We start from the raw sequence: 24,513 nt of genomic DNA on the forward strand, positions 1-24,513 counted from the left end.
GAACGCGACTGGCGGCACGGGGATGGGTGAACCATCGGGGAGCTCGTCGTGGGGGTCGACCGCCTGGGCCTCCGCGGGCGAGGTGTCGTATGTCTTCTGCACGGTTGTTGCCGGGTGCCCCGGTGGCGGAGCGGGTGTTGTCGGAGGTCGCCGCGTCGGTGGCGGAGCTGCGCGCGGCGGGTGTGACGCCGGCGCTGGCGACGGTGCTGGTGGGTGACGACGACGCGAGCGCGGGCTACATCCGGATCAAGCAACGGCAGGCGGCGGAGCTGGGTTTCGTGTCGCCGCACGTGCATCTGCCGGCGTCGGCGTCGCAGGCGGATCTGCACGCGGTGCTGGCGGATTTCAACGCGGACAAGACGGTGCACGGGGTGCTGGTGCAGTATCCGATCCCGGGGCGTCTGGACTACGACCGGGCGTTGGCGGAGCTGGATCCGGACAAGGACGTGGACGGGATGCATCCGGTGAACATGGGCCGGCTGGCGTTGGGGTTGCCGGGTCCGTTGCCGTGTACGCCGGCGGGGATCGAGGCGTTGCTGGCGTTTCACGGTGTGCCGGTGGCGGGCCGGGAGGTGGTGATTCTGGGCCGGGGTGCGACGTTGGGTCGGCCGTTGGCGATGTTGCTGGCGCAGAAGCGGCCGACGGCGAACGCTGCGGTGACGGTGGTGCACACGGGGGTGGCGGACTGGCCGCGGTACACGCGGCGGGCGGAGATCCTGGTGGCGGCGGCGGGGGTGCCGGGGATCGTGCGGCCGGAGCATGTGCGTCCGGGTGCGGTGGTGGTCGGTGGTGGGGTGCGGTACGAGGGGCGGCGGTTGCTGCCGGACGTGGACGAGTCGTGTGCCGAGGTGGCGGGCGCGATCACGCCGCGTGTGGGCGGGGTGGGTCCGACGACTGTGGCGATGTTGTTCCGTAACGCGGTGGAGGCGGCTCGGCGGCAGAGCGGTCTGGGTTGAGCGTCAGCCGAGGTCGACGACGAGGGGCCGGTGGTCGGAGATGGTGGCCAGCGGGGTGTGCACGGCGGTGACCGGTGGGAGGCGGTCGAGGGCGTGCCGGTCGGCGAGGATGTGGTCGAGTTGGACGCGGGGTTGCCCGGCCGGGTAGGTGGGGCGGCGGGCCAGGGGTCGCCAGCGGGTGAGCGCGGCGGCGGGTCCGGCGGGCAGGTTGAGGTCGCCGAGCAGGATGCGGGGCGCGGGCAGGGTGCGCAGGGCGCGGACGACGCGGCGTAGCTGCCAGACGTTCCAGCCGGGGACGAAGGACAGGTGGGTGGCGGCGACGGTGAGGGGGCCGTGGGGGGTGTCGAGGACGGCGGCGAGTACGACGCGGGGTTCGTCGCGGAGCAGGATGAGGCCGCCGCCGGGGCCGGGCGCGTAGATGGGTGAGCGGACGGGGGCGGCGCGTAGCCGGGTGACCTGCCAGGAGCGGACGGGGTGGCGGCTGATCAGGCCGATGCCGTAGAGGGGTTCGCCGTGGCCGTCGTCGTCGTGGGTGAGGGGGCGGAACTGTTCGCCGGGGGTGCCGACGACGGCGGCGGCGAAGCGGTGGTGGTCGGCGTGCAGGGCGCGGGCGGCCAGGGCGGTGAGGTCGAGTTTGCCGCTGCGGCTCTGGTCGCAGTCGACTTCCTGCAGGGCGAGGACGTCGGCGTCGAGGGCGGTGACGGCGGCGGTGAGCCGGTCGGGGTCGACGAGTCCGTCGGTGAGTGATCGGCCGTGCAGCAGGTTGAAGGTGGCCAGGCGCACCTGGACACCCTACGTCGTCGTGGCAGTCTTGCCGGGTGCTGAGACTGTTGTGCTGTTCGATGCTGGTGTTCGTGGCGGTGGGTTCGGTGGGGGTGTGGTTGCGGCGTCGCCGGGGCCGGTGAGGCTGGCCACAGGTGGCCTTGTCGCTGGTGGCGGGGTAGGCAGAATGCGGCGGTGGATGCCCTGTCGTTGACGACGTTGCTGACCGCTGCCCTTGTCGCCGGGTGGGTGGACGCGGTGGTGGGTGGTGGTGGCCTGTTGTTGTTGCCGGCGTTGCTGGTGGCGGCGCCGGGGGTGCCGGTGGCGACGGCGTTGGGGACGAACAAGCTGGCGGCGATCTTCGGCACGTCGACGGCGGCGGTGACGTATGCGCGGCGTACGAAGCTGGACTGGGCGGTGGCGGGTCCGGCGGCGGGGTTGGCGGTGGTGACGGCGGGGTTGGGTGCGGCGTTGGCGGGTGCGGTGCCGGGCAGCGCGTACCGGCCGGTGGTGCTCGTGGTGCTGGTGGCGGTGGCGGTGTTCGTGCTGGCGCGGCCGTCGTTGGGTGTGGTGTCGTCGCCGCGGCGGACGCCGAGGCGGGTGGTGGTGGCGGTGGCGGTGGCCGGGTTGGGCATCGCTCTGTACGACGGGTTGATCGGGCCGGGTACGGGGACGTTTCTGGTGTTGGCGTTCACGGCGATTCTGGGTTCGGATTTCGTGCACGCGTCGGCGATGGCGAAGGTCGTCAACGCGGGCACGAATCTGGGTGCGCTTGTGGTGTTCGGGTTGACCGGGCATGTGTGGTGGGCGCTGGGCGCGGCGATGGCGGTGTGCAACGTGGTGGGGGCGGCGGTGGGCGCGCGGATGGCGTTGCGGCGGGGTGCCGGGTTCGTACGGGTGGTGCTGCTGGTGGTGGTGCTGGCGTTGGTGGTTCGGTTGGGTTACGACCAGTGGGTGGCGGGCTGATCGCGGTGGCGGTGCGGGCGGAGCACGATCGGGCGGTGCTGGCGGGTCTGCTGGGCCGGGATCCGGTGTTGCACGCGTACCAGTTGGGTGATCTGGACGATTTCTTCTGGCCGTACACGTCGTGGTTCCGGCGTGGCGACCAGGTGGTGTTGCTGTATCACGGGGTGGAGTTGCCGACGTTGCTGGCGTTCGCGGCGCCGGATCGGGTGGCGGAGCTGGCGGGGTTGCTGGCGGAGGCGGCGCCGGTGTTGCCGGCGCGGATGTGGGCGCACCTGTCCCCCGGTCTGGAGGCGACGCTGGGCCGCTGGTTCGTGGTGTCGGAGGCGGCGGCGCATCACCGGATGGCGTTGACGGATCCGGGCCGGTTGGCGGCGGTGCCGGCGGTGGGTGAACCGTTGGGGCCGGCGGACGCGGCGGAGCTGGCCGGGTTGTACGCGGTGGCGTATCCGGGGAACTGGTTCGACGCGCGGATGCTGGAGACGGGCCAGTACGTGGGGGTGCGCGAGCGTGGCCGGCTGGTGGCGGTGGCGGGGGTGCACGTGTTCTCGCCGCGGTGGCGGGTGGCGGCGCTGGGGAACGTGACGACGCATCCGGATGTGCGGGGTCGTGGTCTGGGCGCGGGGGTGGTGGCGGCGTTGTGTGCCCGGCTGCTCACGTCGGTGGATCATGTGACGTTGAACGTGCAGGCGGACAACGCGGCGGCGGTGCGTCTGTACGAGCGGTTGGGGTTCTCCCGGGTGGCCGGGTTCACCGAGTGCGCGTTGACGTCAGCGGCCGCGGCTGGGTGAGTCGAAGCGGCCGGCGCGGATCTCGCGCAGGGCCCGTCGGCGGGTGTCGCCGCGCAGGGTGTCGACGTAGAGGCGGCCGCGCAGGTGGTCGGTCTCGTGTTGCAGGGCGCGGGCGAGGAAGCCGCTGCCGGTGATGGTGAGCGGTTCGCCGTGCTGGTCGTAGCCGTGGGCGGTGGCGTGCAGCGCGCGGGGGGTCGGGAAGTACAGGCCGGGGATGGACAGGCAGCCCTCGTCGTCGTCCTGGAGTTCGTCGGACACGTCCAGGGTGGGGTTGACCATGTGGCCGCGGTGGCCGTCGGCGTCGTAGACGAACACCTGGGCGTTGACGCCGATCTGGGGTGCGGCGACGCCGGCGCGGCCGGGCGCGCCGAGCAGCGTGTCCATCAGGTCTTCGACGAGGGCGCGTAGTTCGGCGTCGAAGCTGGTGACGGGTTCGCTGGGGGTGCGCAGGACGGGGTCGCCGATGATCCGGATCGGGCGCATAGTCATGTCCGGAAGGCTATCCGTTGCTTACCGGTCTGCGGTGTCCGGTGGGGTGTCGAGCACGCCGGTGTCGGCGATGCGGTCGCGCAGGGGGCGGCGGCGTAGCGCGTCGAGGACGGCGTACAGCTCGTCGGCGAGTGGCACCGGTAGTTCGGTGTCGAGGTGGCGCATGGCGGTGGTGGTGGCGGCCCATTCGGCTTCGACGGCGGGCAGCAGGGCGCGGGCGCGGTCGGTGAGGGTGACGATGCGGTGGCGGGCGTCGGCACCGGGGCGCAGGTCGACGAGGCCGGCGCGGCGCATCTGGGCGATGGTCTGGCTGGCGGCGGAGTGGGTGACGCCGACGCGGGTGGCGAGGTCGCGGATGGGCAGCGGGCCGTCGGCGACGAGCGCGCGCACGACTGGTGAGTAGCGGGGCCGGTAGTCGGTGAGGCCGAGGCGGTGGTGGACGGCGGCGACGTCGCCGTCGAGGACGTCCAGGACGTGGCGTAGCAGGGTGCCGAGGGCGTCGCGGTCGGGGGCGGTCACGTCCACTAATGTAACAGCGCTGTTGTATCTGTCTGAGGAGGCCGCCTGATGTATCCGCCGATCGAGCCGTACGCGCAGGGCATGTTGGACGTCGGGGACGGGCAGAGCGTGCACTGGGAGACGTGCGGCAATCCGGCCGGCCGTCCGGCGCTGGTGGTGCACGGCGGCCCGGGTTCGGGGGCGGGCGCGTCGTGGCGGCGGCTGTTCGACCCGGCCGCGTACCGGATCGTGCTGTTCGACCAGCGCGGCTGCGGGCGCAGCACTCCCCCGGCGTCGGATCCGGCCACCGACCTGTCGGTGAACACCACGGCGCATCTGCTCGCCGACATGGAGCTGCTGCGCGTGCACCTGGGGATCGACAGGTGGCTGCTGTGCGGCGCGTCGTGGGGGTCGTCGCTGGCACTGGCGTACGCCCAGCGCCACCCGCAGCGGGTCACCGAGCTGGTGCTGTTCAGCGTGGTCGCCAACACCAGCCGCGAGATCGAGTGGCTGACCCGGGACATGGGCCGGGTGTTCCCGCAGGAGTGGGCCCGGTTCCGCGACGGCGTGCCCGAGGCCGACCGCGACGGTGACCTGTCCGCGGCGTACGCCCGGTTGGTCAACGACCCGGACCCGGCCGTGCGGGAGCGGGCCGCCCGGGACTGGTGCGACTGGGAGGACGTGCACGTCTCCCTGGCCGGCGGGTACGCGCCGAGTCCCCGGTTCGCCGACCCGGAGTTCCGGTACGGGTTCACCCGGCTGGTGACCCACTACTTCGCCAACCGGGGCTTCCTGCCCGACGGGCAGCTGCTGCGCGACGCCGGCCGCCTCGCGGGCATCCCCGGGGTGCTGGTGCAGGGGCGGCTGGACGTCAGCGGCCCGCCGGACATCGCGTGGCTGCTGACCCGGGACTGGCCGGACGCGCGGCTGGAGATCGTGGAGTCCGGCGGGCACGGCGGCGGGCACGGCATCAGCGAGCGGGTGGTGGCGGCTCTGGACGCGTTCGCCGCCGTGCCCGGCCCCGCCGCCTGAGCCGCCGCGCCGACCGTCAGCCCGCGAGCAGGGCGCGGATCGGGGCGGCCTTGGCGGCGGCCTCGGCGACCTCGGCGGCCGGGTCGCTGTCCCAGGTGATGCCGCCACCGGCCCACAGGTGCAGCCGTCGCCCGTCCGCGGCGGCGGTGCGGATGGTCAGGCCCAGGTCGAGCCGGTCCGGTCCGACCCAGCCGAGCGCGCCCATGCCCGCGCCGCGTCCGACCGGCTCCAGCTCGGCGATGCGCGCCAGCGCGGCGCGTTTCGGGGCGCCGGTGACCGAGCCGCCGGGGCACAGCGCCCGCAGCAGGTCGGCCAGGCCGAGGCCGTCGGCGGGCGCCGCGGACACCGTCGACTCCGCCTGCCACAGGTCACACCAGCGGCGTACGGCGAACAGCTCGTCGACGCGCACCGAGCCGGTACGGGCCACCCGGGCCAGGTCGTTGCGTTCCAGGTCGACGATCATGACGTGTTCGGCGCGTTCCTTGGTCGAGGCGAGCAGGTCGCGGCGTCCGGCGGGGGTGGCCGGGCGGGTGCCCTTGATCGGGCGGGTGACCAGCCGGCCGCGCTCGACCGCGATCAGGGTCTCCGGGGAGGCGCAGCCGAGCGCCCAGCCGGGGCCGTGCAGGGTGCCGCCGTAGCGGGCGCCGGGCAGCGCGGCGAGGCGGGCCAGCGCCGGCAGGGGGTCGCCGGTGTACGCGGCGGCGGCGTGCCCGACGAGGTTGGTCTGGTAGACGTCGCCGCGGGCGATGGCGGCGCGGACCGCGTCGACGGCGGCGGCGTGCGCGGCCGGGGTCCAGCTGTCCCGCCACGGCCCGAGCCGCCAGGGCGTGAGGGCCGGGCGCGGGGGCGGCACCGTCCGGTCGGTGTGGTGGTAGACGACCACGACCAGGTCGGGCAGCGCCGGCGCGGGGCTCGGCGCGCCGGGCGACACGCCGAGCGTGTACGCGCCGGCGGCGGCGGACAGGTAGAGCGCCGCGCCGCACACCGCGGCCTGCGGGTCGTGGCGGCCGGGGCGGGACAGGTCGTCGCGGGTGATGCCGTGCGCGGCGAGGAAGCGTTGTGCCAGGTCGGCGGGGTCGCCGCCGTCGCCGATCGACCAGTGCAGGCGGGCTGTCTCGATCAGCCGGCGGCGGCATCCGGGCGGCGCGCCGGGAACATCGACCTCCACCTGTGGGAGCGCTTCCACGACGTCCGGGCCGTTACGGGTCATCCGTTCAGCCCATTCTGGGTGAACAAGACGCATCCTTGCTCGTTGCCGCTCAGTTTTCCTTGGTACTGTGCGTCACTGGTCATGTGAACCATGACACAGTGCCCCCACAGTCCGGAGAACCCGATGTGTCAGCACCAGCCCACCTGCCCCTCCGCCGACGCGACCGACCGTGAGGCCGCCCGCGTCCTTGCCTGCTTCCCTGAGCAGGGCTGGAGCCTGCTCTGCAACGGCGTCATCGTCTTCGAGGACACCGGTGAGCTGCTCCCCGACGGGCGCACCATCGCCCCGCACCGGGGTCCGGCCCGCCACGCCCTCGTCGCCTGAGCGATCACGCAGCGTCAGTGAGCGTACGCGCCGGCCCTGACCGGCCGGCGCTCCGGCCGGGGCGGCGACAGTCCACCGCCCCGGCGTCAGCCGCTCAGTCCTCGAACGCCTCCGGCGCGGGGCACGAGCAGACCAGGTTCCGGTCGCCGTACGCGCCGTCGACGCGCCGCACCGGAGGCCAGTACCGGCCCGCCCGCTCCACGCCCGCCGGGTAGGCGCCCACCGACCGCGGGTACGGGTGCGGCCACTCGTCGGCGGACACCATCGCCGCGGTGTGCGGCGCGTTGGACAGCGGGTTGTCCCCCGCCGGCCACTCCCCCGAGCCGACCTTGTCGATCTCCGCCCGGATCGCGATCATCGCGTCGCAGAAGCGGTCCAGCTCGGCCAGGTCCTCACTCTCGGTCGGCTCCACCATCAGCGTCCCGGCCACCGGGAACGACATGGTCGGCGCGTGGAAGCCGTAGTCGATCAGCCGCTTCGCCACGTCGTCCACGCTCACCCCGGTGGCCTTGGTCAGCGCACGCAGGTCCAGGATGCACTCGTGCGCGACCAGGCCCTTGTTGCCGGCGTACAGCACCGGGAAGTGCGCGCGCAGCCGCGCCGCCACGTAGTTCGCGGCCAGGACCGCCACGCCGGTGGCGCGGGCCAGCCCGTCGGCGCCCATCATCCGCAGGTACGCCCACGGGATCGGCAGGATCCCCGCCGACCCGTGGTTCGCCGCGGAGATCGCCGGCCGCCCCTCGGCGCGCGCACCCAGGGGGTCACCGGGCAGGAACGGCGCCAGATGCGAACGCACCGCCACCGGACCGACACCGGGGCCACCGCCGCCGTGCGGAATGCAGAACGTCTTGTGCAGGTTCAGGTGCGACACGTCCGCCCCGAACCGGCCCGGCTTGGCGAACCCGACCAGCGCGTTGAGGTTCGCGCCGTCGACGTACACCTGACCGCCCGCGTCGTGGACCTTCGCGCACAACTGGGCGATGCCGGTCTCGTACACGCCGTGCGTCGACGGGTACGTCACCATGATCGCGGCGAGCGCGTCCCGATGCTTGTCGATCTTCGCGTCGAGGTCGACCAGGTCGACGTTGCCGTCGGCGTCGCAGCCGACCACCACGACCCGCATGCCGGCCATGACCGCCGACGCGGCGTTCGTGCCGTGCGCCGACGACGGGATCAGGCACACGTCGCGGTGGGCCTCGCCGCGCTCGCGGTGGTAGCCGCGGATCGCCAGCAGCCCGGCCAGCTCACCCTGCGACCCGGCATTCGGCTGCACGCTCACCGCGTCGTAGCCGGTCACCTCGGCCAGCCAGCCCTCCAGCTGCGCGATCAGCTCCCGGTACCCGGCGGTCTGCGCGGCCGGCGCGAACGGGTGCAGGTGCGCGAACTCCGGCCAGGTGATCGGCTCCATCTCGGTGGTGGCGTTGAGCTTCATCGTGCACGACCCCAGCGGGATCATGCCCCGGTCCAGCGCGTAGTCGAAGTCGGCCAGGCGGCGCAGGTACCGCAGCATCGCCGTCTCCGAGTGGTGGCTGTGGAACACCGGGTGGGTGAGGAAGCCCGACGTGCGCGCCAGCCCGTTCGGCAGGCCCGCGTCGACGTCGCCGTCGAACCCGTCGACGCCGAACGCCGCCCACACCGCCTGCAGGTGCGCGCCGGTGGTGGTCTCGTCGCAGGAGACGCCGACCCGGTCGGCGTCGACCAGCCGCAGGTTCACGTTGCGCTGCGCCGCGGCTGCCACCACGTCCGCGGCGCGGCCCGGCACGACAGCGGTGACGGTGTCGAAGAACGGCACGTCGGCCACGTCGACGCCGCCGGCGCGCAGCCCGGCCGCGAGCCGCGCCGCCGCCTCATGGGTACGCCGGGCGATGGCGCGCAGCCCGTCCGGGCCGTGGTAGACGGCGTACATGCCGGCCATCACGGCGAGCAGCACCTGCGCGGTGCAGATGTTGCTGGTCGCCTTCTCCCGGCGGATGTGCTGCTCGCGGGTCTGCAACGCCAGCCGGTACGCCGGGTTGCCGTCGGCGTCGCGGGACACCCCGACGAGGCGGCCCGGCAGCATCCGCTCCAGACCGGAGCGCACCGCCAGGTAACCGGCGTGCGGCCCACCGAAGCCCATCGGCACACCGAAGCGCTGGGTGGTGCCGGCGGCGATGTCGGCGCCGATCTCGCCCGGCGGGCGCAGCAACGTCAACGCCAGCAGGTCCGCCGCCACGGTCACCAGCCCGCCCGCGCCGTGCGCCGCCTCGACCAGGGCCCGGTGGTCCCGGACCGCCCCGGACGCGCCCGGGTACTGAAGGTGCAGACCGAAGAACTCCGCCGGCAGCTCGTCGCGCTCGACGTCGACCACGCGCACGTCGATGCCGAGCGGCTCGGCGCGGCTGGCGATCACCGCGACGGTCTGCGGCAGCGCGTCGGCGTCGACCACGTACACCGGGCTCTTGCTCTTCGACGCGCGGCGCGCGAGGGTCATGGCCTCGGCCGCGGCGGTGCCCTCGTCGAGCATCGACGCGTTCGCGGTGGCCAGCCCGGTCAGGTCGGTGACCATGGTCTGGAAGTTCAGCAGCGCCTCCAGCCGGCCCTGGCTGATCTCCGGCTGGTACGGCGTGTACGCCGTGTACCAGGCGGGGTTCTCCAGCACGTTGCGGCGGATCACCGCCGGGGTGTGCGTGCCGTGGTAACCCAGGCCGATCATGGACACGGCGACGGTGTTGCGGGCGGCCAGGGCGCGCAGCTCGGCGATCGCCTCCCGCTCACTCGCCGGGGCCGGCAGGTCCAGCGTGCCGTGCCAGCGGATCACCTCGGGGATCGCGGCGTCCATCAGCTCGTCGACGGAGCTGTACCCCACGGCCTCCAGCATCCGGCGCTCGTCGTCGCGGCCGGGGCCGATGTGCCGGTCGGCGAACTGCTCTGCGGTCATGCGCTGCGCTCCTTGTGGGGCGAGGTCGACGGATCGGCCTCCCCCTGAGTCGCGCTGACGCGCTCCACAGCGCCTGCCCACGTGGTCCTTTTGCCTGAGAGGTTCCGGGGAGAATCTGCCCCTTCGGCGCCGTCGGGTCGACGGTCTCTCCCACGTGGGTGGTACCGGCACCCCCAACGCTACCAGCGGCCGTGTTTCCGGCTCATGTCCCAGGGTCGTTGATCACACCGGCGCCGGGGCCGCCGCGCACCGGTCGGCCAGCGCGCTCAGGGTGGCGCCCAGCGGCGCGTCCAGGCGCAGCGTCGCGTACCCGTCGCCGCGGGTGACGCCCTGGTTGACGATCCCCACCGGGATGCCGTGGCGGGCCGCGCGCAGCACGAACCGCCGCCCCGACATCACCGTCAACGACGAGCCGAGCACCAGCAACGCCCGGGCCCGCTCCACGAGCGCGAAACAGTCCGCGACCCGCGGCGCGGGCACCGTCTCGCCGAAGAACACCACATCCGGTTTCAGCATGCCGGTGCCGCAGACGCCGCAGTCGACGGTGCGGAACCTGGTCACCGCCTCGTCGGGCAGATCCACGTCGCCGTCGGGGTTGACGTGCGCCACCTGGGCGTCGAAGCCCGGATTCGCCTCGGACAGGCGCCGGTGCAGCTCCTCGCGGCCGGTGGCGTTGCCGCAGTCCAGGCACGTCACCTCGTCGAGACGCCCGTGCAGCTCGATCACCCCGGTCGCGCCGGCCGCGGTGTGCAGCCCGTCGACGTTCTGGGTGATGATCCCGCCGAGCAGCCCCGCGTCCTGCAACCGGGCCACCGCCCGGTGCCCGTCATTCGGCGCCGCCCGGGCGATCGTCTGCCAGCCCAGGTGGCTGCGCGGCCAGTACCGCCGCCGCGCCGACGGATCCCGGGTGAACACCTGGTACGTCATCGGGGTGTGCCGGCGCGTCGCGCCGCTGGGCCCCCGGTAGTCCGGGATGCCCGACTCGGTGGACAGGCCCGCGCCGCTGAGCACCACCACGTCCCCGGCGGCCACCAGCCGCGTCAACGCCTCGAACGCCTCACTCACCCGTCCATGGTCCCTCGCCGACCCCCGCACCTCCCACCCGCTCACCCGACCGCCCGGCGAGGCGCGCCCGAGCGGGCTACGTTGATCGCATGCGCGTCGTCATCGCCGGAGGGCACGGAAAGATCGCCAAACTGCTGGAGCGGGAACTGGCCGGACGCGGCGACACCGCGCTCGGACTCATCCGCAACCCCGACCACGCCGCCGCGCTGCGCGCCGCCGGCGCCGAACCGGTCGTCTGCGACCTGGAACACACAGACGTCGACACCCTCGCCGCGCACCTGGCCGGCGCCGACGCCGTCGTGTTCGCCGCCGGCGCCGGACCGGGCAGCGGCGCCGCCCGCAAGGACACCGTCGACCGCGGCGCCGCGGTGCTGCTCGCCGACGCCGCCGTACGCGCCGGGGTCCGCCGCTACCTGCTGGTCTCCTCCATGGGCGTGGACGACGCGCCCACCGAAGGCACCGACGAGGTGTGGTCGGCGTACCTGCGGGCCAAGAAAGCCGCCGAGGACGACGTCACCGGCCGGGACCTCGACGTGACGGTCCTGCGGCCCGGCCGGCTCACCGACGACGAACCCGAAGGCCGCATCACGCTGGCCCGGCACGTCAGCGGCGGCGCGATCAGCCGCGCCGACGTGGCCCGCGTCCTGCTGGCCCTGCTCTACGCCCCCGGCACCGCCGGTCACACCCTCGAACTCGTCGGCGGCGACACCCCCATCGCCGAAGCGATCAAAGCCGTCACCGACTGACCCGCCCGGACCCTCACCGCCCGGCCCGCCGCACGGCAGGCCGGGCGGTACGGTCACCGCTGGTGGCGAGGCAACGCCGGCTGCGGCGCGCCGCCACCAGCCGGCGGCAGCTCCCGGGAGATCCGCTCCATCGTGCGCGCCAACTGCTCACTGCCGTCGTCGAGATGCCGGGCCGCCGCCTGCATGTGGGAGATCATCATCTCGCCGAAGATCCGCAGCGCCTCCCGCGTCGCCACCGAGTCGTCGAAGCTGCCCCCGGCGGCGCTGCGGTACTCCGCCACCGCCCGCTCGGCCTCCTGCTTCGCCTCCTCCGCCGCCGCCCGCATGTAACTCTCGTACTGCGTACGGGCGTACTCGGCCACCCGGCGCGCGTAGTCGTGCGCCTGCGCGATGATCTGCTCGGCCTCCCGCTGCGCCGCCGACAGCAGGTTGACCTCCTTCGCCGCCGGCGCCGCCACCACCTTCTCCGCGCTCGGGATCACCCCGTGCCGGTGCAGCTCCAAATGGTCGTTGAGCCGCTCGTTCTCCGCCCGCAGGTCCCCCACCTGCGCCGCCAGCAGATCCAACTCGTCGGCCACCTGCAACCGGAACCGGTCCACGTCGGCCGGGTCGTACCCGCGCCGGGTGAACGCCGCCGACCCGAACTCCCACCGGCGCACCCGGTCCGCGGTCAGCCGCACCTGCACCGGACCCGACACGTGCTGCGCGTCATAGCTGCTGATCGGGCTCGCGCTCACCGGATCACCTCAGTCCCCTCGGAACCGGCCACCGTCCGCCAGGACGGGCCGTACCAGTGCTTGCCGAAACCCTCGTGGTGCACCTGGCCCGGCTGGTAACCGGCCGCGGTCAGCGCCGCCACCGAGTCACCGACCATCTCGTCGGACCCGCACACGTACACGTGCCTCGACCGCCAGTCCCCGTCGGCCAGCACCCGGTCGGCCAGCCGCACCATCTCCCCCGGCCGCTGCGGATCCGATCCGGCCACGTACGACACCCGCAGCCACGGATGCGTCGCCGCCAACTTGTCGATCGCCTCGCTGTCGTAGAACTCCGTCCGCGACCGGGCCCCCACGTACAGATCGACCCGCCGGCCCGCACCCTCCGCCGCGACCTGCTCCACCAGCGCCTTCACCGGCGCCCAGCCGGTGCCCGCGGCCAACAGCAGCAGATCCGACGACCCCGCCTGCCACAGCGTCAACCGGTCACCCACCGGCGACGCCAGATGGATCTGGTCCCCGGCCGCGCACCCGTACACCAGACGCGACGACACCACACCACCCGGCGCGGCCCGCACGTGCAGCTCCACCGTGCCGTCCGGACGCGGCGCGTTCGCCGGCGAGTAGTACCGCCACGACCGCACCGCCGGATGCGACACCCCGATCGACTGCCCCGGCGCGAACGGCAGCAGATACTGCGGGCGGACCGTCAGCACCGCCACGTCGAACGTGCGCTGCTCGTGCGACAGCACCTCGGCCACCCACCACGGCGGCGACTGCGACTCCGCCGCCTGCGCGCCGTCGGTCATCACCTGCGCCACCAGGCCGTACGCCGCGGTCCAGTCGGCGGCCAGTTCCTCGGTCCACGCCTCGCCGCAGAAATGCCGCAACGTCGCCAGCAGCGCCTCGCCCACCGCCGGATAGTGCTCGGCGCGCACCGCGAACTTCCGGTGATCCGCGCCCAGGTCCCGCAGGAACCCGACCAGCCGGTCCACCTGGTCCACATGGGACACCACGTGCCCCAGCGCCGCCACCAGACGATCCCGCTGCCCGGCCATGTTCGTCGGGAACATCTGCCGGGTCTCCGGATGCGCCAGGAACAGCGTCGAATAGAAGTAGAGCGGCACCTGGTCGCCGTGCGCGGCGACCAGGGCCCAACTCTGCTTCAGCCGTGCCGCGTCCACGCTCAGGCATCCCCCGCCGACACGACCTGATCGCGCACCTGACCCAGCACGACCTGCACGTCGGCGATCACGTCGCCCGGCACGCCCAGCTCCACGAGCGTCGCCGTCAGGTGCTCACCGACCTTCGCGTAGTGCCCACCCGGAATGTTCAGCGGCTGGTGCGCCTCGGCCAGCCCACGGCCGGCGTACTCGTTCGGCCCACCCAGCACCACCGCCAGCATCAACGCCAGGTGCCGCCGCTGCTCCACCATGTCCACCTCGGTGAAGTAGCCCGCGAGATCCGGATCGGCCAGCACCTTGTCGTAGAACAACTCCACAGCGGCCTTCACCGCCGCCGCGCCGCCGATGCGCTCGTAGTGGGAGATCGGGGTGGTCTCGCTCGTCACCGTCATGCTCGGTCCTTCCACCAGGGGTCCGCGGGCAGCGCCGCGTCAGGGGCTCGCCGTCCGGCGCGGCGTCACACAGCGTTTCACCGTGACGCCGACACGCCGACGACCGGAACGGACGATAGCGCGCCAGCCACCAGGCTTCACGCCGCCCCTGTCCCAATCCCGAGAACCGTCAACTACGGACAGTCAACAACCGCGGCGAATCCGATGAACACACCGCAGCCGGCCCACCACCCATGGTCAACCCGCGACGCGTACCGTCCCTTTCGGACATTGCGCACCGACCCGCCGCGACCTGCGAATACACCGACCGGGCCGCGCCCACCCACCGGACCGAACCCACCCGGCCGCGACACAGCACACCCCGTCACCAAAAACACGAATCGCGCCGCACCCTTTTCGGGCGCGGCGCGATCCCGTCAACGAGACGCGACGCAGGTCACCCGGCCCGGCGCCGCGCCCGGCGCGCCGCCAGCTCGTCACCCACCGCATCCGACTCCGGCTCCGCCACCGGCGCAACCGGCTCCTGCCCACCCACCGGCTCCGCCGGCAGATGCGACAACGAACCCTGGATCTCCTTGAACGCCCCGCCGATCGCGATGCCGAACACGCCCTGGCCGCCCTGCAACAGGTCGACAACCTCCTCCGGCGACCGGCACTCGTACACAGTCGTCCCGTCGGAGATCAACGTGATGCCCGCCAGATCATCCACCCCACGCGAGCGCAACGCCTCAATCGCCTTGCGGATGTTCTGCAACGACACCCCGGCGTCCAACAGCCGCTTCACGACCTTCAACACCACCAGGTCGCGGAACGAGTACAACCTCGACGTCCCCGAACCCGAAGCGTCCCGCACACTCGGCACCACGAGCGCCGTACGCGCCCAGTAGTCCAACTGCCGGTAACTGATGCCCACCGCCGAACACGCGGTCACACCCCGGTAGCCGACGTCACCGTCACCGACCGACTCAGGCCCCACACCCGCCTGCTGCTCCGCACCCGGACCAGGATCCCGTGGCTCGTGCATCCGGACCAACCTCCCCGCGCCCGTGGCGGTGCCGCGCCGACTCCCCGTCACGCGCACCCCTCGACACGGCAACCCTATCGCCGCCGCCCGCCCTTCACCCGCAGGAGACACCGCGACACGCCGCGCGACCGCCCCGCAACACCACACACGGCGGCCAGCCGTCACCCACAGTGACACCCGCCGCCGCGCCGACCCCGGCCACCCGGCCGGGAACACCTCAACCCGCGAAGTCCTCCGGACGCACCTGGTCCAGGAACTCCCGGAACTTCTCCACCTCGTCCTCCTGCTCGTCCGGGATCACGATCCCCGCCTCGCCGAGGACCTGTTCCGCACAACGAATCGGAGCGCCGACCCGCAACGCCAACGCGATCGAGTCACTCGGCCGCGCCGACACCCGCACCCCGTCACCCAGCAGCAGATCCGCGTAGAACACGTTGTCCTTCAACTCGGTGATCTCCACCGCCCGCAACGGCGCCTGCAACGCCGCCAGCACATCCCGCAGAAGATCATGCGTCAACGGCCGGGCCGGCTTGACCCCCTGCTGCTCGTAAGCGATCGCCGTCGCCTCGACCGCGCCGATCCAGATCGGCAGATAGCGGTCCCCCTCGACCTCCCGCAGCAGGACGATCGGCTGGTTGCTGGGCAACTCCACCCGAACTCCGACCACGCTCAGCTCGCGCACCGCCGCCTCCGTGTCGTCGTCACCTTGCACCGCGCCCTTCCCTGCACGGTACACGGACCAGGACACGGGAGTCCCACACGCTACGTGCACCACGCCTCGCCGGAGGGGCTTACCCCGGCAAGCCTACGACACGCTCCTCCGGCCAGATCTTTCCGCGCCACCCACGACGAAGGGCCGGGCGTCCAGGACACCCGGCCCTTCACCGACAACCTCACCGGCCCAACGTCGACCGCAGCCCCACCCGCACCAACGCCGCGTGCAACCGCTGCGACAACGCCACCAACTCCCGCGCCGTCTCCGCCGCACGAGCCCGCGCCGCCGGATCACTCTGCCGCGCCAACGGCGCCACAAGCTGCGCGAACAAACCGACCTCACGATCCGCCGCCGACCGGTACGCCCGCAGATGCCGAGGCTCCAACCCGTACGCCGCCAGACCCGCCACCGCACTCGCGATGATCAACGCGTCCGCGTCGTACCACCCCGGCGGATCCGACACCAGCACACCCAGCCGCTCCAACTCCGCAAGCGTCGACTCGTCCACGCCACTACGAGCGATCAGCCCCGCCCGGTCCAGCCGCACCTCCGACGACTCGACCGAATCCACCGACTCCCGGCCCGGCACCTCACCACCCGGACCCACAGCCACCAGATTCGGCCGCCCCCGCCCCGGCGACGGACCAGACCCGTCCCACTGGGCCAACTGCTCCCGGATCACCCGCAACGGCAGATACTGATCCCGCTGCGCGGTCAACACGAACCGCAGCCGCGCCACATCGTCCCAGCCGTACTTGCGATAACCCGCCGGCGTCCGCTGCGGCTCCACCAGGCCCTCGGCCTCCAGGAACCGCAACTTCGAGATCGTGACGTCCGGAAACTCCGGCCGCAACTGCGCCAGCACCTCGCCGATACTCATCAGCGCAGGCGCCCGCCCAGCCCCGGACGGCGTCGAAGCCGCAGGCTCGTTCACCCCCGGCCGGCCTCACCCTCCGGGCGCGGACCGGCGATGAACACCACCCGGAACTTGCCGATCTGCACCTCGTCACCGTTGCTCAACGTCGCCGCCTCGACCCGCTCACGATTCACGTACGTGCCGTTCAGGCTGCCCACATCCCGCACCGTGAAAGTCCCACCGTCCCGGTGGAACTCCGCGTGCCGACGCGACACCGTCACGTCGTCGAGGAAGATGTCACTGTCCGGGTGCCGCCCACTCGTCGTCACGTCGTGGTCCAACAGGAACCGGGCGCCCGCGTTCGGACCCCGGCGAACCACCAGCAACGCCATACCCGGCGGCAAAGAACCGGACATCCGGCTCGGCACCACATCGGTGTCCGGACCCTCCAGCACTTCGTCGAGCGAACCGAGATTGAGCGTCGAAGTGACGTCGAGCGGGGGGAACTCGTCGTCTGGGCGCGTCATGGGACCACCTCACGGATCTGTTCGGTCGGCGTCAAGGAATGCCGGTTCTGGCCGCCGGGCAACACCACACCCGGCGGCTGGCTCCCCGTGCCCGGGAAGGCGCATTCCGCAACGCTCAAACTATTGGTTCTCGGTCGACTGGGCGAGCCTAGCCAGCGCCGAAATGCAGGGCAACCGGACGCGCGGAACCTCGCCGCCGCCCGGAACAGCACGAACTCAGCTCTCGGTGAGCTCGCGGTACGCATCAGCGGTCAACAACCCCTCGACCGCCGCCGGATCATCCGGAGTGATCTCCACCAACCACCCCGCACCGTACGGATCCGTGTTGATCACCTCAGGGGTGTCGGCCAACGCCTCGTTGCGCGCCGCCACCGTGCCGCTCAACGGCGCGTAGATCTCCGACACACTCTTCGTCGACTCGATCTCGCCCAGCGACTCGCCCGCCGCCACCACCGAACCGGAATCCGGCAGCTGCACGAACACGATGTCACCCAGAGCGTCCTGCGCGAAGTGCGTGATACCGACGCGGACGACACCACCGTCACCACCGACCACCCACTCGTGCTCGGCGGTGTACCGCAGATCCTCAGGAATCACCAACTGCGTCCTTCGTCATCGGTGCACCGGAGAAACCGGCGCGGCCGCGACCGGTCAGGAAACCGGCCGGGCGTGGTCCAGCTTGATCGGCGCGTGCAGCTGCGAAACCTCCACAACCTCACGATCCTCGGAGGTCACGTTACCGCCGGCGTCCCGCACCGATGCGACCACCCCGCCAGGAATGTTCAACGCCGTACGCATCGTCGCCGGATCCCCGATCACCATGATCGTAAACGGACCCGTCAGCCGCCGCCCGTCCACCACCAGAGCACCATCGGCCCCGTCCACGAAATACGTCGACGCGATCACCCGCACCGCCGAACCATCAGCGCCCTGGATCTGCATCGCCTCCGCGCCCGCACCCCGCAGCTCCTGCACCGCATCCAGGATCCGCGTCGACGACACCGCCTTCTCCGGCCCCGAGAACCGCACCTCCAGCCCCGGACCCACCGCCGGCAACGTACCCGCCAGGATGCCCAGCTCGTCCGCCCGCCGCGTCGCCTCCTCCAGCGCCGCCTGCCGGCCCTGCTCACCCGAGCGCAACTGCCGCTGACTCTCCTCCAGGGCCTCGATGTCCTGACGCAGCCGCCGCTCCCGCGAATCCAGATCCGACGAGATCCGCACCAGATCCTCCTCCCGCGTCGCCGCAAGCGTCGGATCCGTCGACGTCGTCTTCAACTGCACCACGAGCGTGAAACCCAGCAACGCCAGCAACACCGCGATCATCAGACCCGCAGAGGAGAACCGCCGCGCCCGCGACGGCTGCGCCACCGCACCCGGCTCCGGCTCGGACTCCGGCACCGCCTCCCGCTCCGCGGGATCCTCCTCCGGCGCCGGCTCCACCGGCGCCAACGGGCTCAACTCGTCCGGATCGGGCGCGTCCGGGCGCGGATCCGGCTCACCCGCCGGACCCGACGGCCGCTCCGGCTCCACCGGACGCGGCCACCCCGTCCCCGTCTCCCTGTGTTCCTCACTCATCGCCACAAACCTACGCCCGGAACAGGTGCCGACGGATCGCCGCCACATTTCCGAAGATGCGCACCCCGAGCACGACCACCACACCCGTGGACAACTGACCACCCACGCCCAGCTGGTCACCCAGGTACACGATCAGCCCCGCCACCAGCACGTTCGAGATGAACGACACCACGAACTGCTTGTCGTCGAAGATCCGGTCCAGCTTCGCCCGCACCCCACCGAACACCGCGTCCAACGCGGCCACCACCGCGATCGGCAGATACGGCTGCAACGCCGCCGGCACCGTGGGGTCCAGATACACCCCGAGCACCACACCGGCGAGCAACGCCAGCACCGCGATCATCGGCCACCTCCCGAGGGGCTGGAAGAACCACCCGGGCCGGACGACCCGGGACTCGACGAACCGGCGGCCCCCGAACCCGACGGACGCGGACTCGGACTTGCCGAAGGCTCGGCGTAGCGTAGCCGCGGCTGCGGCGCCGCCGGCAAGGTGAGGTCGTCGACCCGCTTCACCCCGAACGACAGCCCCGTCGTCCGCGCAACCTCACGCATGAGCGCCGCCGCCCGGCTCTCGTTGAACCGGTCCCGCATCGACCGCGGCCCGATCGCCTGCACCTCGTACGGGCCCGTCACCGGCCGGTAGTCCACCAGGATCGCCTCACCCGCCGATCGGATCGTCGACGTCGCGGTCAACCGCTGCCCGTTCACCGCCACCGCCTCGGCGCCCGCCGCCCACAACGCGTTCGCGACCTTCTGCAGATCCGAGTACAGCACCCGGGACGGATCCCCGTTCCCGCTGGTCACCCCGTCCTGATCCGACGTCGCGTCGGCCAGCCGCACCACCACGCCGTCGCCGCGCACCCGCGCCAGCCCGGTGCCCGCCTCCAGAGTGCGCAACCGGGACGCCTGCGAACCGCTCAGCGCCGCGTCCCGCTGCCGGCCGACCTCCTCGCGCAACTGCTCCGCCCGCTCGGTCAACCGGTCGGTCTCCGCCTCACGCCCCTTGATCTCGGCGATCAGCCCCGCCCGCGCCGTCGCCCGGCTCGGCTCCTCCGCCATCGTCTCCCGGTACGCCACCGCGAACAGGAACCCGATCACCGCCAGGACCAGCAGGCTCACCGGGCGGCCCAGCACCTGCCGCACCCGCGACACCGGACCCGCCGCCCGCCGTGCCGCCGCGTCCCCGTACCCCGGGTCCAGCGGATTGCGGAACAGCTCGGTCAGGAAGTCCGGCGCGTACACCCGGCTCGACGGGTCGCGCTCCTTCTCCCCGTCCCCCGACGTCGGCCTGGTCATGCCGCCGCCTCCGCGCGCCGCGCCCGCATCCGCCGTACGAGCCGGCTCGCCTGCACCACGTACATCGCGCCGGCGACCCAGTAGAGGACCAGACCCCACCAGGCCAGGCCCCAGCCGATCGCGCCGGTAGCGGTGCCGATGCCCGGCGCGGCGTCGGCCAGCAGCAGGAGCGGGAACGCCGCCAGTAGCAGGAAGGTGGCGGTCTTGCCCACGTAGTGCACCGGCGGCGGGCCGTAGCCGTAGCGGCGCAGCACCCCGAGGGAGACCAGCAGCAGCAGCTCACGGGCCAGCAGCGCCCCGGTGAACTGCCAGGGCACCACCTCGCGCGCGGTGAAGGCGAGCAGCGTGGCCAGGATGTAGAGGCGGTCGGCCAGCGGGTCGAGCAGCTCGCCGAGCCGGCTCACCTGCCCCAGCCGGCGGGCGATCCAGCCGTCCACCCAGTCGCTGGTGCCGCCCACGGCGAGCACCACGATGGCCGCGACGTCGGCCTCGACCACGAGGAACAGGTACAGGAAGATCGGCACGCCGACGAGCCGGACGAAGCTGATCAGGTTGGGCAGCGTGAGGACGCGGTCTCCCACGACCGTGGCATCCCCGGAATCCGGGTGCTCCGCTGGAGCCGGCCGACGCGACACCGAACCCTCCCTTCGCAGCACGGTCCGGCAGCCGGACGAGCGGCCGCTGGAGGGACGTGCGCGTTGCCGGCCGGTCAGACGCCGGCGCCCTCTGTGATCCCGGGCTGGGACCTCCCCCGACGCGGCCGGTGATCACCGGCCGCTCAGTTGCGCTGCCACTATATCGGGCTGCCCCGTTCCGGCCGGGGGCCGCGCTGCGTCGTTGCTCAGTGATGTCACGGTGGGGACCGTCACAACCGCTAGGGCATCCTAGGACACTAGCTGACCATCGCGGCCGACGACGACCGCCTTCATGGAGGGCGGGATCAGGCGGTGCGGGCGGTGGAGTCGGCGTCCGCGTTCGGCGCGGCGGCCGTGGCGGCCTGGCTGAACGCCACGAGCGCCAGCAGCAGCTCGTGCTGCTGGCGACTGGGCATCCGGTCGAGCACCGTCTGGACCGCGAGGTGCCGGCGCTCCTGCAGGTCGCGCAGCAACGTCTCCGCCGCGGCGGTCGGGATCAGCCGCACCTCTCGCCTGTCGCGCGGGTCGGCCACCCGGCGCAGCAGGCCGACGGCCTCCAGGCGGTCACAGAGCCGGCTCGCCGACGACGGGACCACGTCCAGCAGCTCGGCCAGCCGGTTCACGTTGGTGTCCGGATGGGACACGATCAGCGACAGCACCCGCAGCTGCGTCGGTGAGACGCTGACGGTGTGCCGTGAGGTCGCGGAGTCGAGCACACCGATGAGCGCCTCCGCAGCCGACTCGATGGCCGCGGCAAGATTCGGAGGTCGCTCCACCCGCTGTCCCCTGCGATCGTCCCGCTCGTGTTCGCTCCGCCGCCCCGATCACTGCCCCGTGACGTCGTCGGACCGGCCGGAACCGCGCCAGTCCAGGCAGACGACGACCGCGTCGTCACGGAGATCCGCGTCGGCGTGGTACGCATGCAGTTCGCGCATCACCGTACCAACTGCCTCGGTCGCCGGCTGCAGCCGAGTGGCCCGCATCGCGCGCGCCATGGCCCGGGCGCCGTACGGCTCCTGGCCGTCGGGCTCCGCCGCGTACACCCCGTCGCTGACCACGAAGAGACGATCGCCCGGCTCCAGAGTGAACTCCTGCACGTCGTACCGGGTCTCGGCGAACATGCCCAGCGGCAGTTGCTGCTCCAGCGCGATCGGGGTGACCCGCCCTCCGCGCAGCCGCAGCAGCTGCGGGGAACCGGCGTCCACCGCCCGCACCACGCCCCGGCGGCTGTCCAGCTCCAACAGCAGCGTGGCCACGTGCCGGCCGCCCCGGTGCTGGTAGTAGATGGTGTCCGAGGCCAGCTCCGCCTGCTCGACCAGACTGCCGCCGGAACGCCTGGCGTTGCGCATGGCGTTCACAGTCATCGCCGTGAGCAGCGACGCGGCCAGCCCGCTGCCGGTGCCGTTGAGCACGGTGAGGGTGAGACGTTCGCTGTCCACCGACCAGTCGAAGTGGTCACCGCCCACCGTGTACGCCGGTTCGAGCTGCCCGGCCAGCAACGCGTCGCCGTGGCGCACGCTGCGTCCGGGCAACAGGTCCCACTGCATCTCCGCGGCCATGCTCAGCCGTTCCCGCCGCCGGGCGCGGCGGTACCTGTCGGTCTCCCGGTCGGCCGCGCGGATGGCCACGGCCAGCTCGCCGGCGGCGTCGCGGGCCGCCTCCACTGTGGCCGCGTCCGGATCGCCGGGCAGCTCGACCATCAGCACGCCGAGCCGCTCCCCCCACACCGACAGCGGCAGGTAGGCCCGGCAGCGGCCGTCGTCGGTGATGTCCAGGACCGGCTCCTGGCTGCTGAAACAGCGTTGCGCCACGGTGTGTGCCGGCTGCTGGCCGCCGTCGGGCAGGTCCGGGTCGAGCACCGGCCAGAGGCCGCTGGCGCGGTAGTCGGCGACGAACACCTCCGCCCGCGCGGCCCCGAGCGTCTGGCGCAGCACCGCGTCCGCGGTCTCCACCAGCTGGTCGGGGGGCGCCGTGCGCAGGGCACGTGACACCGATCCGGACGCCTCCGGCATGCTCATCCTCCGATGACGACTATTGCTACAGGGCAAACATCATACGAAGGACCCCCGACAGCCGAACGGGCCGCCTCGACCGGCGCGGCTCAGTCCGCCGGTCGCAACGCCAGCGCGCCGTGGAACGCGTCCGGCACCTGCTCCGGCTCGCCCTCGGGCCGCCACCGGGCCACCGGTACGACGCCGTCGTCAGTGGGACGCCAGCGGCCCAGCAGCGGCGCGAACCGGTCGGGCGCGCGCATCCGGAACGCCGGGCCCATCATGGCCAGCGCCTGCGGGTGCCCGGCCAGCTCCTCGCTGTCGAAGTCGATCGCCAGCCGGCTGCCCGGCGCGACCGCCTGGTACAACTCGTCCAGCGTACGGGCGAGCTTGTCGTCGTCCAGGAACGCGGCCAGCCCGAGGAAGACCACTCCGACCGGCCGTCTCCCCCACCCCGGCACGAAACGGTGCAGCTGCGCCCGGTCGACGGTGCCGATGTCGGTGGCGTCACCGTAGCCGTAGCCGGCGCGGTCACTGCCGGCGAGCAGGCGCTGGCCGAGCCGGACCGTCTCCGGGTCGACGTCGGTGTAGAGGACCGTCGCCTCCGGCGCGACCTCGTGCACGTTGCCGCAGGTGGGCACGCCCGCACCGAAGACCAGGAAGCCGTCCACGCCCTCGTCGGCCATGGCCCGCACGGTCCGGCCCAGGAAGCCGCGCAGCGAGCGGAAGATCGCCGCGCAGGGCCCGTACGCCGCTTCGAACGCGGCGGCCGCGGCGACGTCGACCGGACGGTGGTGCCGGCCACCGAGCCAGTAGTCGATCATGCGGGCGGTGCTCGGTCCGTCCGGCTGATCCATCGACGGGCCTCCCTCCCGTGGGCGCTGCACGCCAGCGTACCGACCGGGCGACCGGCGCGGTATCGCCCCGGGCCGGTCCCGCCGGCCGCGATACTGGCCGCGGGAGCGTCGGCCACGAGGAGGTACCGGGTGAACTCCGCTGACGGCGCGGCCGTGGTGGTCGGGGTGGACGGCTCCGAGCCGGCGACACGAGCCGTGCTCCTGGCCGCCCGGGAGGCTGCCCGCCGCAACCGGCCCCTGCGGGTGGTCCACGGATTCATCTGGCCGCTGCTGGGCGTGCCGGTGGCCGCTCCGGCCGGGGCGCCGCCGCACGCCGGCCTGCGCCACCAGGCCGAGCAACTGGTCGCCGACGCGGTGAACGCCGCCCAGGCGCAGGAGTCCGGGCTGCACATCACCGGCGAGATCATCGACGGGGAGGCAGCCGCCGTGCTGATCGGCGAGTCCCCCACCGCCGCCCTGATCGTGCTCGGCGACCGGGGTCTCGGCGGGTTCGCCTCGCTGGTGATCGGCTCGGTCGCGCTGCAGGTCACCGCACACGCCGACTGCCCGGTGCTGGTCGCCCGGGGCACGGCCCGCGACACCGGCCCGGTGGTCGCCGGCGTGGACGGCTCCGCGCTGTCCCGCGCCGCCGTCGAGTTCGCCGCCGACGCGGCGTCCTCCCGCGGCGCCCCGCTGCGCGTGGTGTACGCCCGCCCAGGCGGCCGGGGGGCGCAGGCCGGCGAGGAGGAACGCCTGCTCGCCGAGTCGGTCGCCGGCATCGCCGAACGCTGGCCGGACGTGCCGATCACCCGCGATGCCGTGCACGCCCGCCCGGTCGCGGCGCTGACCGAGGCGTCCCGGGACGCCCAACTGGTCGTGGTGGGCCGGCAGGGCCGCGGCGAGCTGAGCGGCTTGCTGCTCGGCTCGGTGAGCCAGGGCATCCTGCACCGCTCCGCGTGCCCGGTCGCGGTCGTCCGCACCCCGGGCTGAGCGCACGGTTGGTCCCGGCCCGG

The 24,513-nt window shown here is 72.8% G+C and carries 28 protein-coding genes and 1 riboswitch; of the genes, 7 read left to right on the top strand and 21 right to left on the bottom strand.

Going from position 1 to position 24,513, the window contains the following annotated elements; translation table 11 throughout:
* Positions 1 to 89: 89 nt before the first annotated feature.
* A complete protein-coding gene (locus MicB006_RS11235; protein ID WP_116505796.1) occupies positions 90 to 956 on the top strand; it encodes a bifunctional 5,10-methylenetetrahydrofolate dehydrogenase/5,10-methenyltetrahydrofolate cyclohydrolase in 867 nt (288 codons plus the stop codon).
* A 3-nt stretch (positions 957 to 959) separates the two neighbouring features.
* Here MicB006_RS11235 and MicB006_RS11240 read toward each other — a convergent pair whose 3' ends face one another.
* Positions 960 to 1,739, bottom strand: coding sequence for an endonuclease/exonuclease/phosphatase family protein (locus MicB006_RS11240; RefSeq protein ID WP_116505798.1), 780 nt, complete (start codon positions 1,737 to 1,739; stop codon positions 960 to 962).
* A gap of 174 nt (positions 1,740 to 1,913) precedes the next feature.
* On the opposite strand from MicB006_RS11240, the gene MicB006_RS11245 reads away from it, so the two are divergent.
* Positions 1,914 to 2,684 (top strand): TSUP family transporter, encoded by a 771-nt coding sequence (locus MicB006_RS11245; RefSeq protein ID WP_073829466.1) that lies wholly within the window; start codon positions 1,914 to 1,916, stop codon positions 2,682 to 2,684.
* Entirely contained in the window at positions 2,669 to 3,472 is an 804-nt protein-coding gene (locus MicB006_RS11250; RefSeq protein WP_116505800.1) for a GNAT family N-acetyltransferase, read from the top strand. The genes MicB006_RS11245 and MicB006_RS11250 overlap by 16 nt, the downstream gene beginning before the upstream one ends.
* Here MicB006_RS11250 and def read toward each other — a convergent pair.
* Together def and MicB006_RS11260 are read right to left on the bottom strand one after the other, a co-directional pair.
* Positions 3,452 to 3,961: a peptide deformylase gene (def, locus tag MicB006_RS11255; protein ID WP_116505802.1), complete on the bottom strand. Its 510-nt coding sequence runs from the start codon at positions 3,959 to 3,961 to the stop codon at positions 3,452 to 3,454. The genes MicB006_RS11250 and def overlap by 21 nt on opposite strands.
* 21 nt (positions 3,962 to 3,982) lie before the next feature.
* Positions 3,983 to 4,480: a MarR family winged helix-turn-helix transcriptional regulator gene (locus tag MicB006_RS11260; protein ID WP_116511358.1), complete on the bottom strand. Its 498-nt coding sequence runs from the start codon at positions 4,478 to 4,480 to the stop codon at positions 3,983 to 3,985.
* A 48-nt stretch (positions 4,481 to 4,528) separates the two neighbouring features.
* On the opposite strand from MicB006_RS11260, the gene pip reads away from it, so the two are divergent.
* The gene (gene pip, locus MicB006_RS11265) at positions 4,529 to 5,491 is read left to right on the top strand and encodes a prolyl aminopeptidase (RefSeq protein ID WP_116505804.1); all 963 of its coding nucleotides are present in this window, start codon (positions 4,529 to 4,531) and stop codon (positions 5,489 to 5,491) included.
* Positions 5,492 to 5,507: 16 nt separating this feature from the next.
* Here the strand turns inward: pip and MicB006_RS11270 are convergent, their stop codons facing one another.
* On the bottom strand, positions 5,508 to 6,701 hold the full coding sequence (locus MicB006_RS11270; protein ID WP_116505805.1) for a chorismate-binding protein: 1,194 nt from the start codon (positions 6,699 to 6,701) through the stop codon (positions 5,508 to 5,510).
* Positions 6,702 to 6,824: 123 nt separating this feature from the next.
* Between MicB006_RS11270 and MicB006_RS11275 the strand changes: the two genes are divergently transcribed.
* Positions 6,825 to 7,025 (top strand): DUF5999 family protein, encoded by a 201-nt coding sequence (locus MicB006_RS11275; RefSeq protein ID WP_013286363.1) that lies wholly within the window; start codon positions 6,825 to 6,827, stop codon positions 7,023 to 7,025.
* A gap of 94 nt (positions 7,026 to 7,119) precedes the next feature.
* Here MicB006_RS11275 and gcvP read toward each other — a convergent pair whose 3' ends face one another.
* Both gcvP and MicB006_RS11285 read right to left on the bottom strand, forming a co-directional pair.
* Entirely contained in the window at positions 7,120 to 9,942 is a 2,823-nt protein-coding gene (gene gcvP, locus MicB006_RS11280) for an aminomethyl-transferring glycine dehydrogenase (protein WP_116505807.1), read from the bottom strand.
* Positions 9,943 to 10,014: 72 nt separating this feature from the next.
* A riboswitch (glycine riboswitch) is annotated at positions 10,015 to 10,105 on the bottom strand.
* 59 nt (positions 10,106 to 10,164) lie between these two features.
* On the bottom strand, positions 10,165 to 11,007 hold the full coding sequence (locus tag MicB006_RS11285; RefSeq protein ID WP_116505809.1) for an NAD-dependent protein deacetylase: 843 nt from the start codon (positions 11,005 to 11,007) through the stop codon (positions 10,165 to 10,167).
* A gap of 89 nt (positions 11,008 to 11,096) precedes the next feature.
* On the opposite strand from MicB006_RS11285, the gene MicB006_RS11290 reads away from it, so the two are divergent.
* Positions 11,097 to 11,753, top strand: a complete 657-nt coding sequence (locus MicB006_RS11290) for an NAD(P)H-binding protein (RefSeq protein WP_116505811.1) — start codon at positions 11,097 to 11,099, stop codon at positions 11,751 to 11,753.
* A 53-nt stretch (positions 11,754 to 11,806) separates the two neighbouring features.
* On the opposite strand, the gene MicB006_RS11295 is transcribed toward MicB006_RS11290, so the two are convergent.
* The 15 genes from MicB006_RS11295 to MicB006_RS11365 form a co-directional block, all read right to left on the bottom strand.
* Complete coding sequence (locus MicB006_RS11295) at positions 11,807 to 12,490, bottom strand: DivIVA domain-containing protein (RefSeq protein WP_116505813.1); 684 nt, start codon at positions 12,488 to 12,490, stop codon at positions 11,807 to 11,809.
* Positions 12,487 to 13,653: a globin domain-containing protein gene (locus MicB006_RS11300; RefSeq protein ID WP_116505814.1), complete on the bottom strand. Its 1,167-nt coding sequence runs from the start codon at positions 13,651 to 13,653 to the stop codon at positions 12,487 to 12,489. The genes MicB006_RS11295 and MicB006_RS11300 overlap by 4 nt, the downstream gene beginning before the upstream one ends.
* Positions 13,654 to 13,655: 2 nt before the next feature.
* Positions 13,656 to 14,045 (bottom strand): group 1 truncated hemoglobin, encoded by a 390-nt coding sequence (locus MicB006_RS11305; protein ID WP_073829457.1) that lies wholly within the window; start codon positions 14,043 to 14,045, stop codon positions 13,656 to 13,658.
* 436 nt (positions 14,046 to 14,481) lie between these two features.
* Positions 14,482 to 15,069: a MerR family transcriptional regulator gene (locus MicB006_RS11310; RefSeq protein WP_192900227.1), complete on the bottom strand. Its 588-nt coding sequence runs from the start codon at positions 15,067 to 15,069 to the stop codon at positions 14,482 to 14,484.
* Positions 15,070 to 15,286: 217 nt separating this feature from the next.
* Positions 15,287 to 15,751, bottom strand: coding sequence for a bifunctional nuclease family protein (locus tag MicB006_RS11315; protein WP_043330120.1), 465 nt, complete (start codon positions 15,749 to 15,751; stop codon positions 15,287 to 15,289).
* 211 nt (positions 15,752 to 15,962) lie between these two features.
* Positions 15,963 to 16,664 carry a MerR family transcriptional regulator gene (locus MicB006_RS11320; RefSeq protein ID WP_192900285.1) on the bottom strand — a complete coding sequence of 234 codons (702 nt, stop codon included), beginning with the start codon at positions 16,662 to 16,664 and terminating at the stop codon, positions 15,963 to 15,965.
* Between the two features lie 50 nt (positions 16,665 to 16,714).
* Positions 16,715 to 17,167, bottom strand: coding sequence for an FHA domain-containing protein (locus MicB006_RS11325; protein ID WP_030503922.1), 453 nt, complete (start codon positions 17,165 to 17,167; stop codon positions 16,715 to 16,717).
* A 216-nt stretch (positions 17,168 to 17,383) separates the two neighbouring features.
* Positions 17,384 to 17,764, bottom strand: a complete 381-nt coding sequence (gene gcvH / locus MicB006_RS11330) for a glycine cleavage system protein GcvH (RefSeq protein ID WP_043330119.1) — start codon at positions 17,762 to 17,764, stop codon at positions 17,384 to 17,386.
* Between the two features lie 54 nt (positions 17,765 to 17,818).
* On the bottom strand, positions 17,819 to 18,742 hold the full coding sequence (locus tag MicB006_RS11335) for a DUF881 domain-containing protein (RefSeq protein ID WP_116511360.1): 924 nt from the start codon (positions 18,740 to 18,742) through the stop codon (positions 17,819 to 17,821).
* A 10-nt stretch (positions 18,743 to 18,752) separates the two neighbouring features.
* Positions 18,753 to 19,085, bottom strand: coding sequence for a small basic family protein (locus tag MicB006_RS11340; RefSeq protein ID WP_007071104.1), 333 nt, complete (start codon positions 19,083 to 19,085; stop codon positions 18,753 to 18,755).
* The gene (locus MicB006_RS11345; protein ID WP_116505816.1) at positions 19,082 to 20,038 is read right to left on the bottom strand and encodes a DUF881 domain-containing protein; all 957 of its coding nucleotides are present in this window, start codon (positions 20,036 to 20,038) and stop codon (positions 19,082 to 19,084) included. Before MicB006_RS11345 ends, MicB006_RS11340 begins: the two co-directional genes overlap by 4 nt.
* A complete protein-coding gene (locus MicB006_RS11350; RefSeq protein WP_116505818.1) occupies positions 20,035 to 20,673 on the bottom strand; it encodes a CDP-alcohol phosphatidyltransferase family protein in 639 nt (212 codons plus the stop codon). Before MicB006_RS11350 ends, MicB006_RS11345 begins: the two co-directional genes overlap by 4 nt.
* Positions 20,674 to 20,978: 305 nt before the next feature.
* Complete coding sequence (locus MicB006_RS11355; protein ID WP_116505820.1) at positions 20,979 to 21,449, bottom strand: MarR family winged helix-turn-helix transcriptional regulator; 471 nt, start codon at positions 21,447 to 21,449, stop codon at positions 20,979 to 20,981.
* Between the two features lie 48 nt (positions 21,450 to 21,497).
* Positions 21,498 to 22,685, bottom strand: coding sequence for a PP2C family protein-serine/threonine phosphatase (locus MicB006_RS11360; protein WP_116505821.1), 1,188 nt, complete (start codon positions 22,683 to 22,685; stop codon positions 21,498 to 21,500).
* An 89-nt stretch (positions 22,686 to 22,774) separates the two neighbouring features.
* Positions 22,775 to 23,521, bottom strand: coding sequence for an SAM-dependent methyltransferase (locus MicB006_RS11365; RefSeq protein ID WP_116505823.1), 747 nt, complete (start codon positions 23,519 to 23,521; stop codon positions 22,775 to 22,777).
* A gap of 129 nt (positions 23,522 to 23,650) precedes the next feature.
* Here MicB006_RS11365 and MicB006_RS11370 point away from each other — a divergent pair, with 129 nt between their 5' ends.
* Positions 23,651 to 24,490 carry a universal stress protein gene (locus MicB006_RS11370; RefSeq protein WP_116505825.1) on the top strand — a complete coding sequence of 280 codons (840 nt, stop codon included), beginning with the start codon at positions 23,651 to 23,653 and terminating at the stop codon, positions 24,488 to 24,490.
* The last annotated feature ends 23 nt before the right edge of the window (positions 24,491 to 24,513 follow it).

This window comes from Micromonospora sp. B006 (genome assembly GCF_003408515.1).
Taxonomy (GTDB): Bacteria; Actinomycetota; Actinomycetes; order Mycobacteriales; family Micromonosporaceae; genus Micromonospora; species Micromonospora echinospora_A.

Excerpts from the sequence above, each read along its gene's own strand:
- MicB006_RS11235 (WP_116505796.1), top strand. The coding sequence starts at position 90 with ATGTCTTCTGCACGGTTGTTGCCGGGTGCCCCGGTGGCGGAGCGGGTG.
- def (WP_116505802.1), bottom strand. The coding sequence starts at position 3,961 with ATGACTATGCGCCCGATCCGGATCATCGGCGACCCCGTCCTGCGCACC.
- pip (WP_116505804.1), top strand. The coding sequence starts at position 4,529 with ATGTATCCGCCGATCGAGCCGTACGCGCAGGGCATGTTGGACGTCGGG.
- MicB006_RS11270 (WP_116505805.1), bottom strand. The coding sequence starts at position 6,701 with ATGACCCGTAACGGCCCGGACGTCGTGGAAGCGCTCCCACAGGTGGAG.
- MicB006_RS11275 (WP_013286363.1), top strand. The coding sequence starts at position 6,825 with ATGTGTCAGCACCAGCCCACCTGCCCCTCCGCCGACGCGACCGACCGT.
- gcvP (WP_116505807.1), bottom strand. The coding sequence starts at position 9,942 with ATGACCGCAGAGCAGTTCGCCGACCGGCACATCGGCCCCGGCCGCGAC.
- MicB006_RS11290 (WP_116505811.1), top strand. The coding sequence starts at position 11,097 with ATGCGCGTCGTCATCGCCGGAGGGCACGGAAAGATCGCCAAACTGCTG.
- MicB006_RS11305 (WP_073829457.1), bottom strand. The coding sequence starts at position 14,045 with ATGACGGTGACGAGCGAGACCACCCCGATCTCCCACTACGAGCGCATC.
- MicB006_RS11310 (WP_192900227.1), bottom strand. The coding sequence starts at position 15,069 with ATGCACGAGCCACGGGATCCTGGTCCGGGTGCGGAGCAGCAGGCGGGT.
- MicB006_RS11320 (WP_192900285.1), bottom strand. The coding sequence starts at position 16,664 with ATGAGTATCGGCGAGGTGCTGGCGCAGTTGCGGCCGGAGTTTCCGGAC.
- MicB006_RS11325 (WP_030503922.1), bottom strand. The coding sequence starts at position 17,167 with ATGACGCGCCCAGACGACGAGTTCCCCCCGCTCGACGTCACTTCGACG.
- MicB006_RS11335 (WP_116511360.1), bottom strand. The coding sequence starts at position 18,742 with ATGAGTGAGGAACACAGGGAGACGGGGACGGGGTGGCCGCGTCCGGTG.
- MicB006_RS11340 (WP_007071104.1), bottom strand. The coding sequence starts at position 19,085 with ATGATCGCGGTGCTGGCGTTGCTCGCCGGTGTGGTGCTCGGGGTGTAT.
- MicB006_RS11345 (WP_116505816.1), bottom strand. The coding sequence starts at position 20,038 with ATGACCAGGCCGACGTCGGGGGACGGGGAGAAGGAGCGCGACCCGTCG.
- MicB006_RS11360 (WP_116505821.1), bottom strand. The coding sequence starts at position 22,685 with ATGCCGGAGGCGTCCGGATCGGTGTCACGTGCCCTGCGCACGGCGCCC.
- MicB006_RS11365 (WP_116505823.1), bottom strand. The coding sequence starts at position 23,521 with ATGGATCAGCCGGACGGACCGAGCACCGCCCGCATGATCGACTACTGG.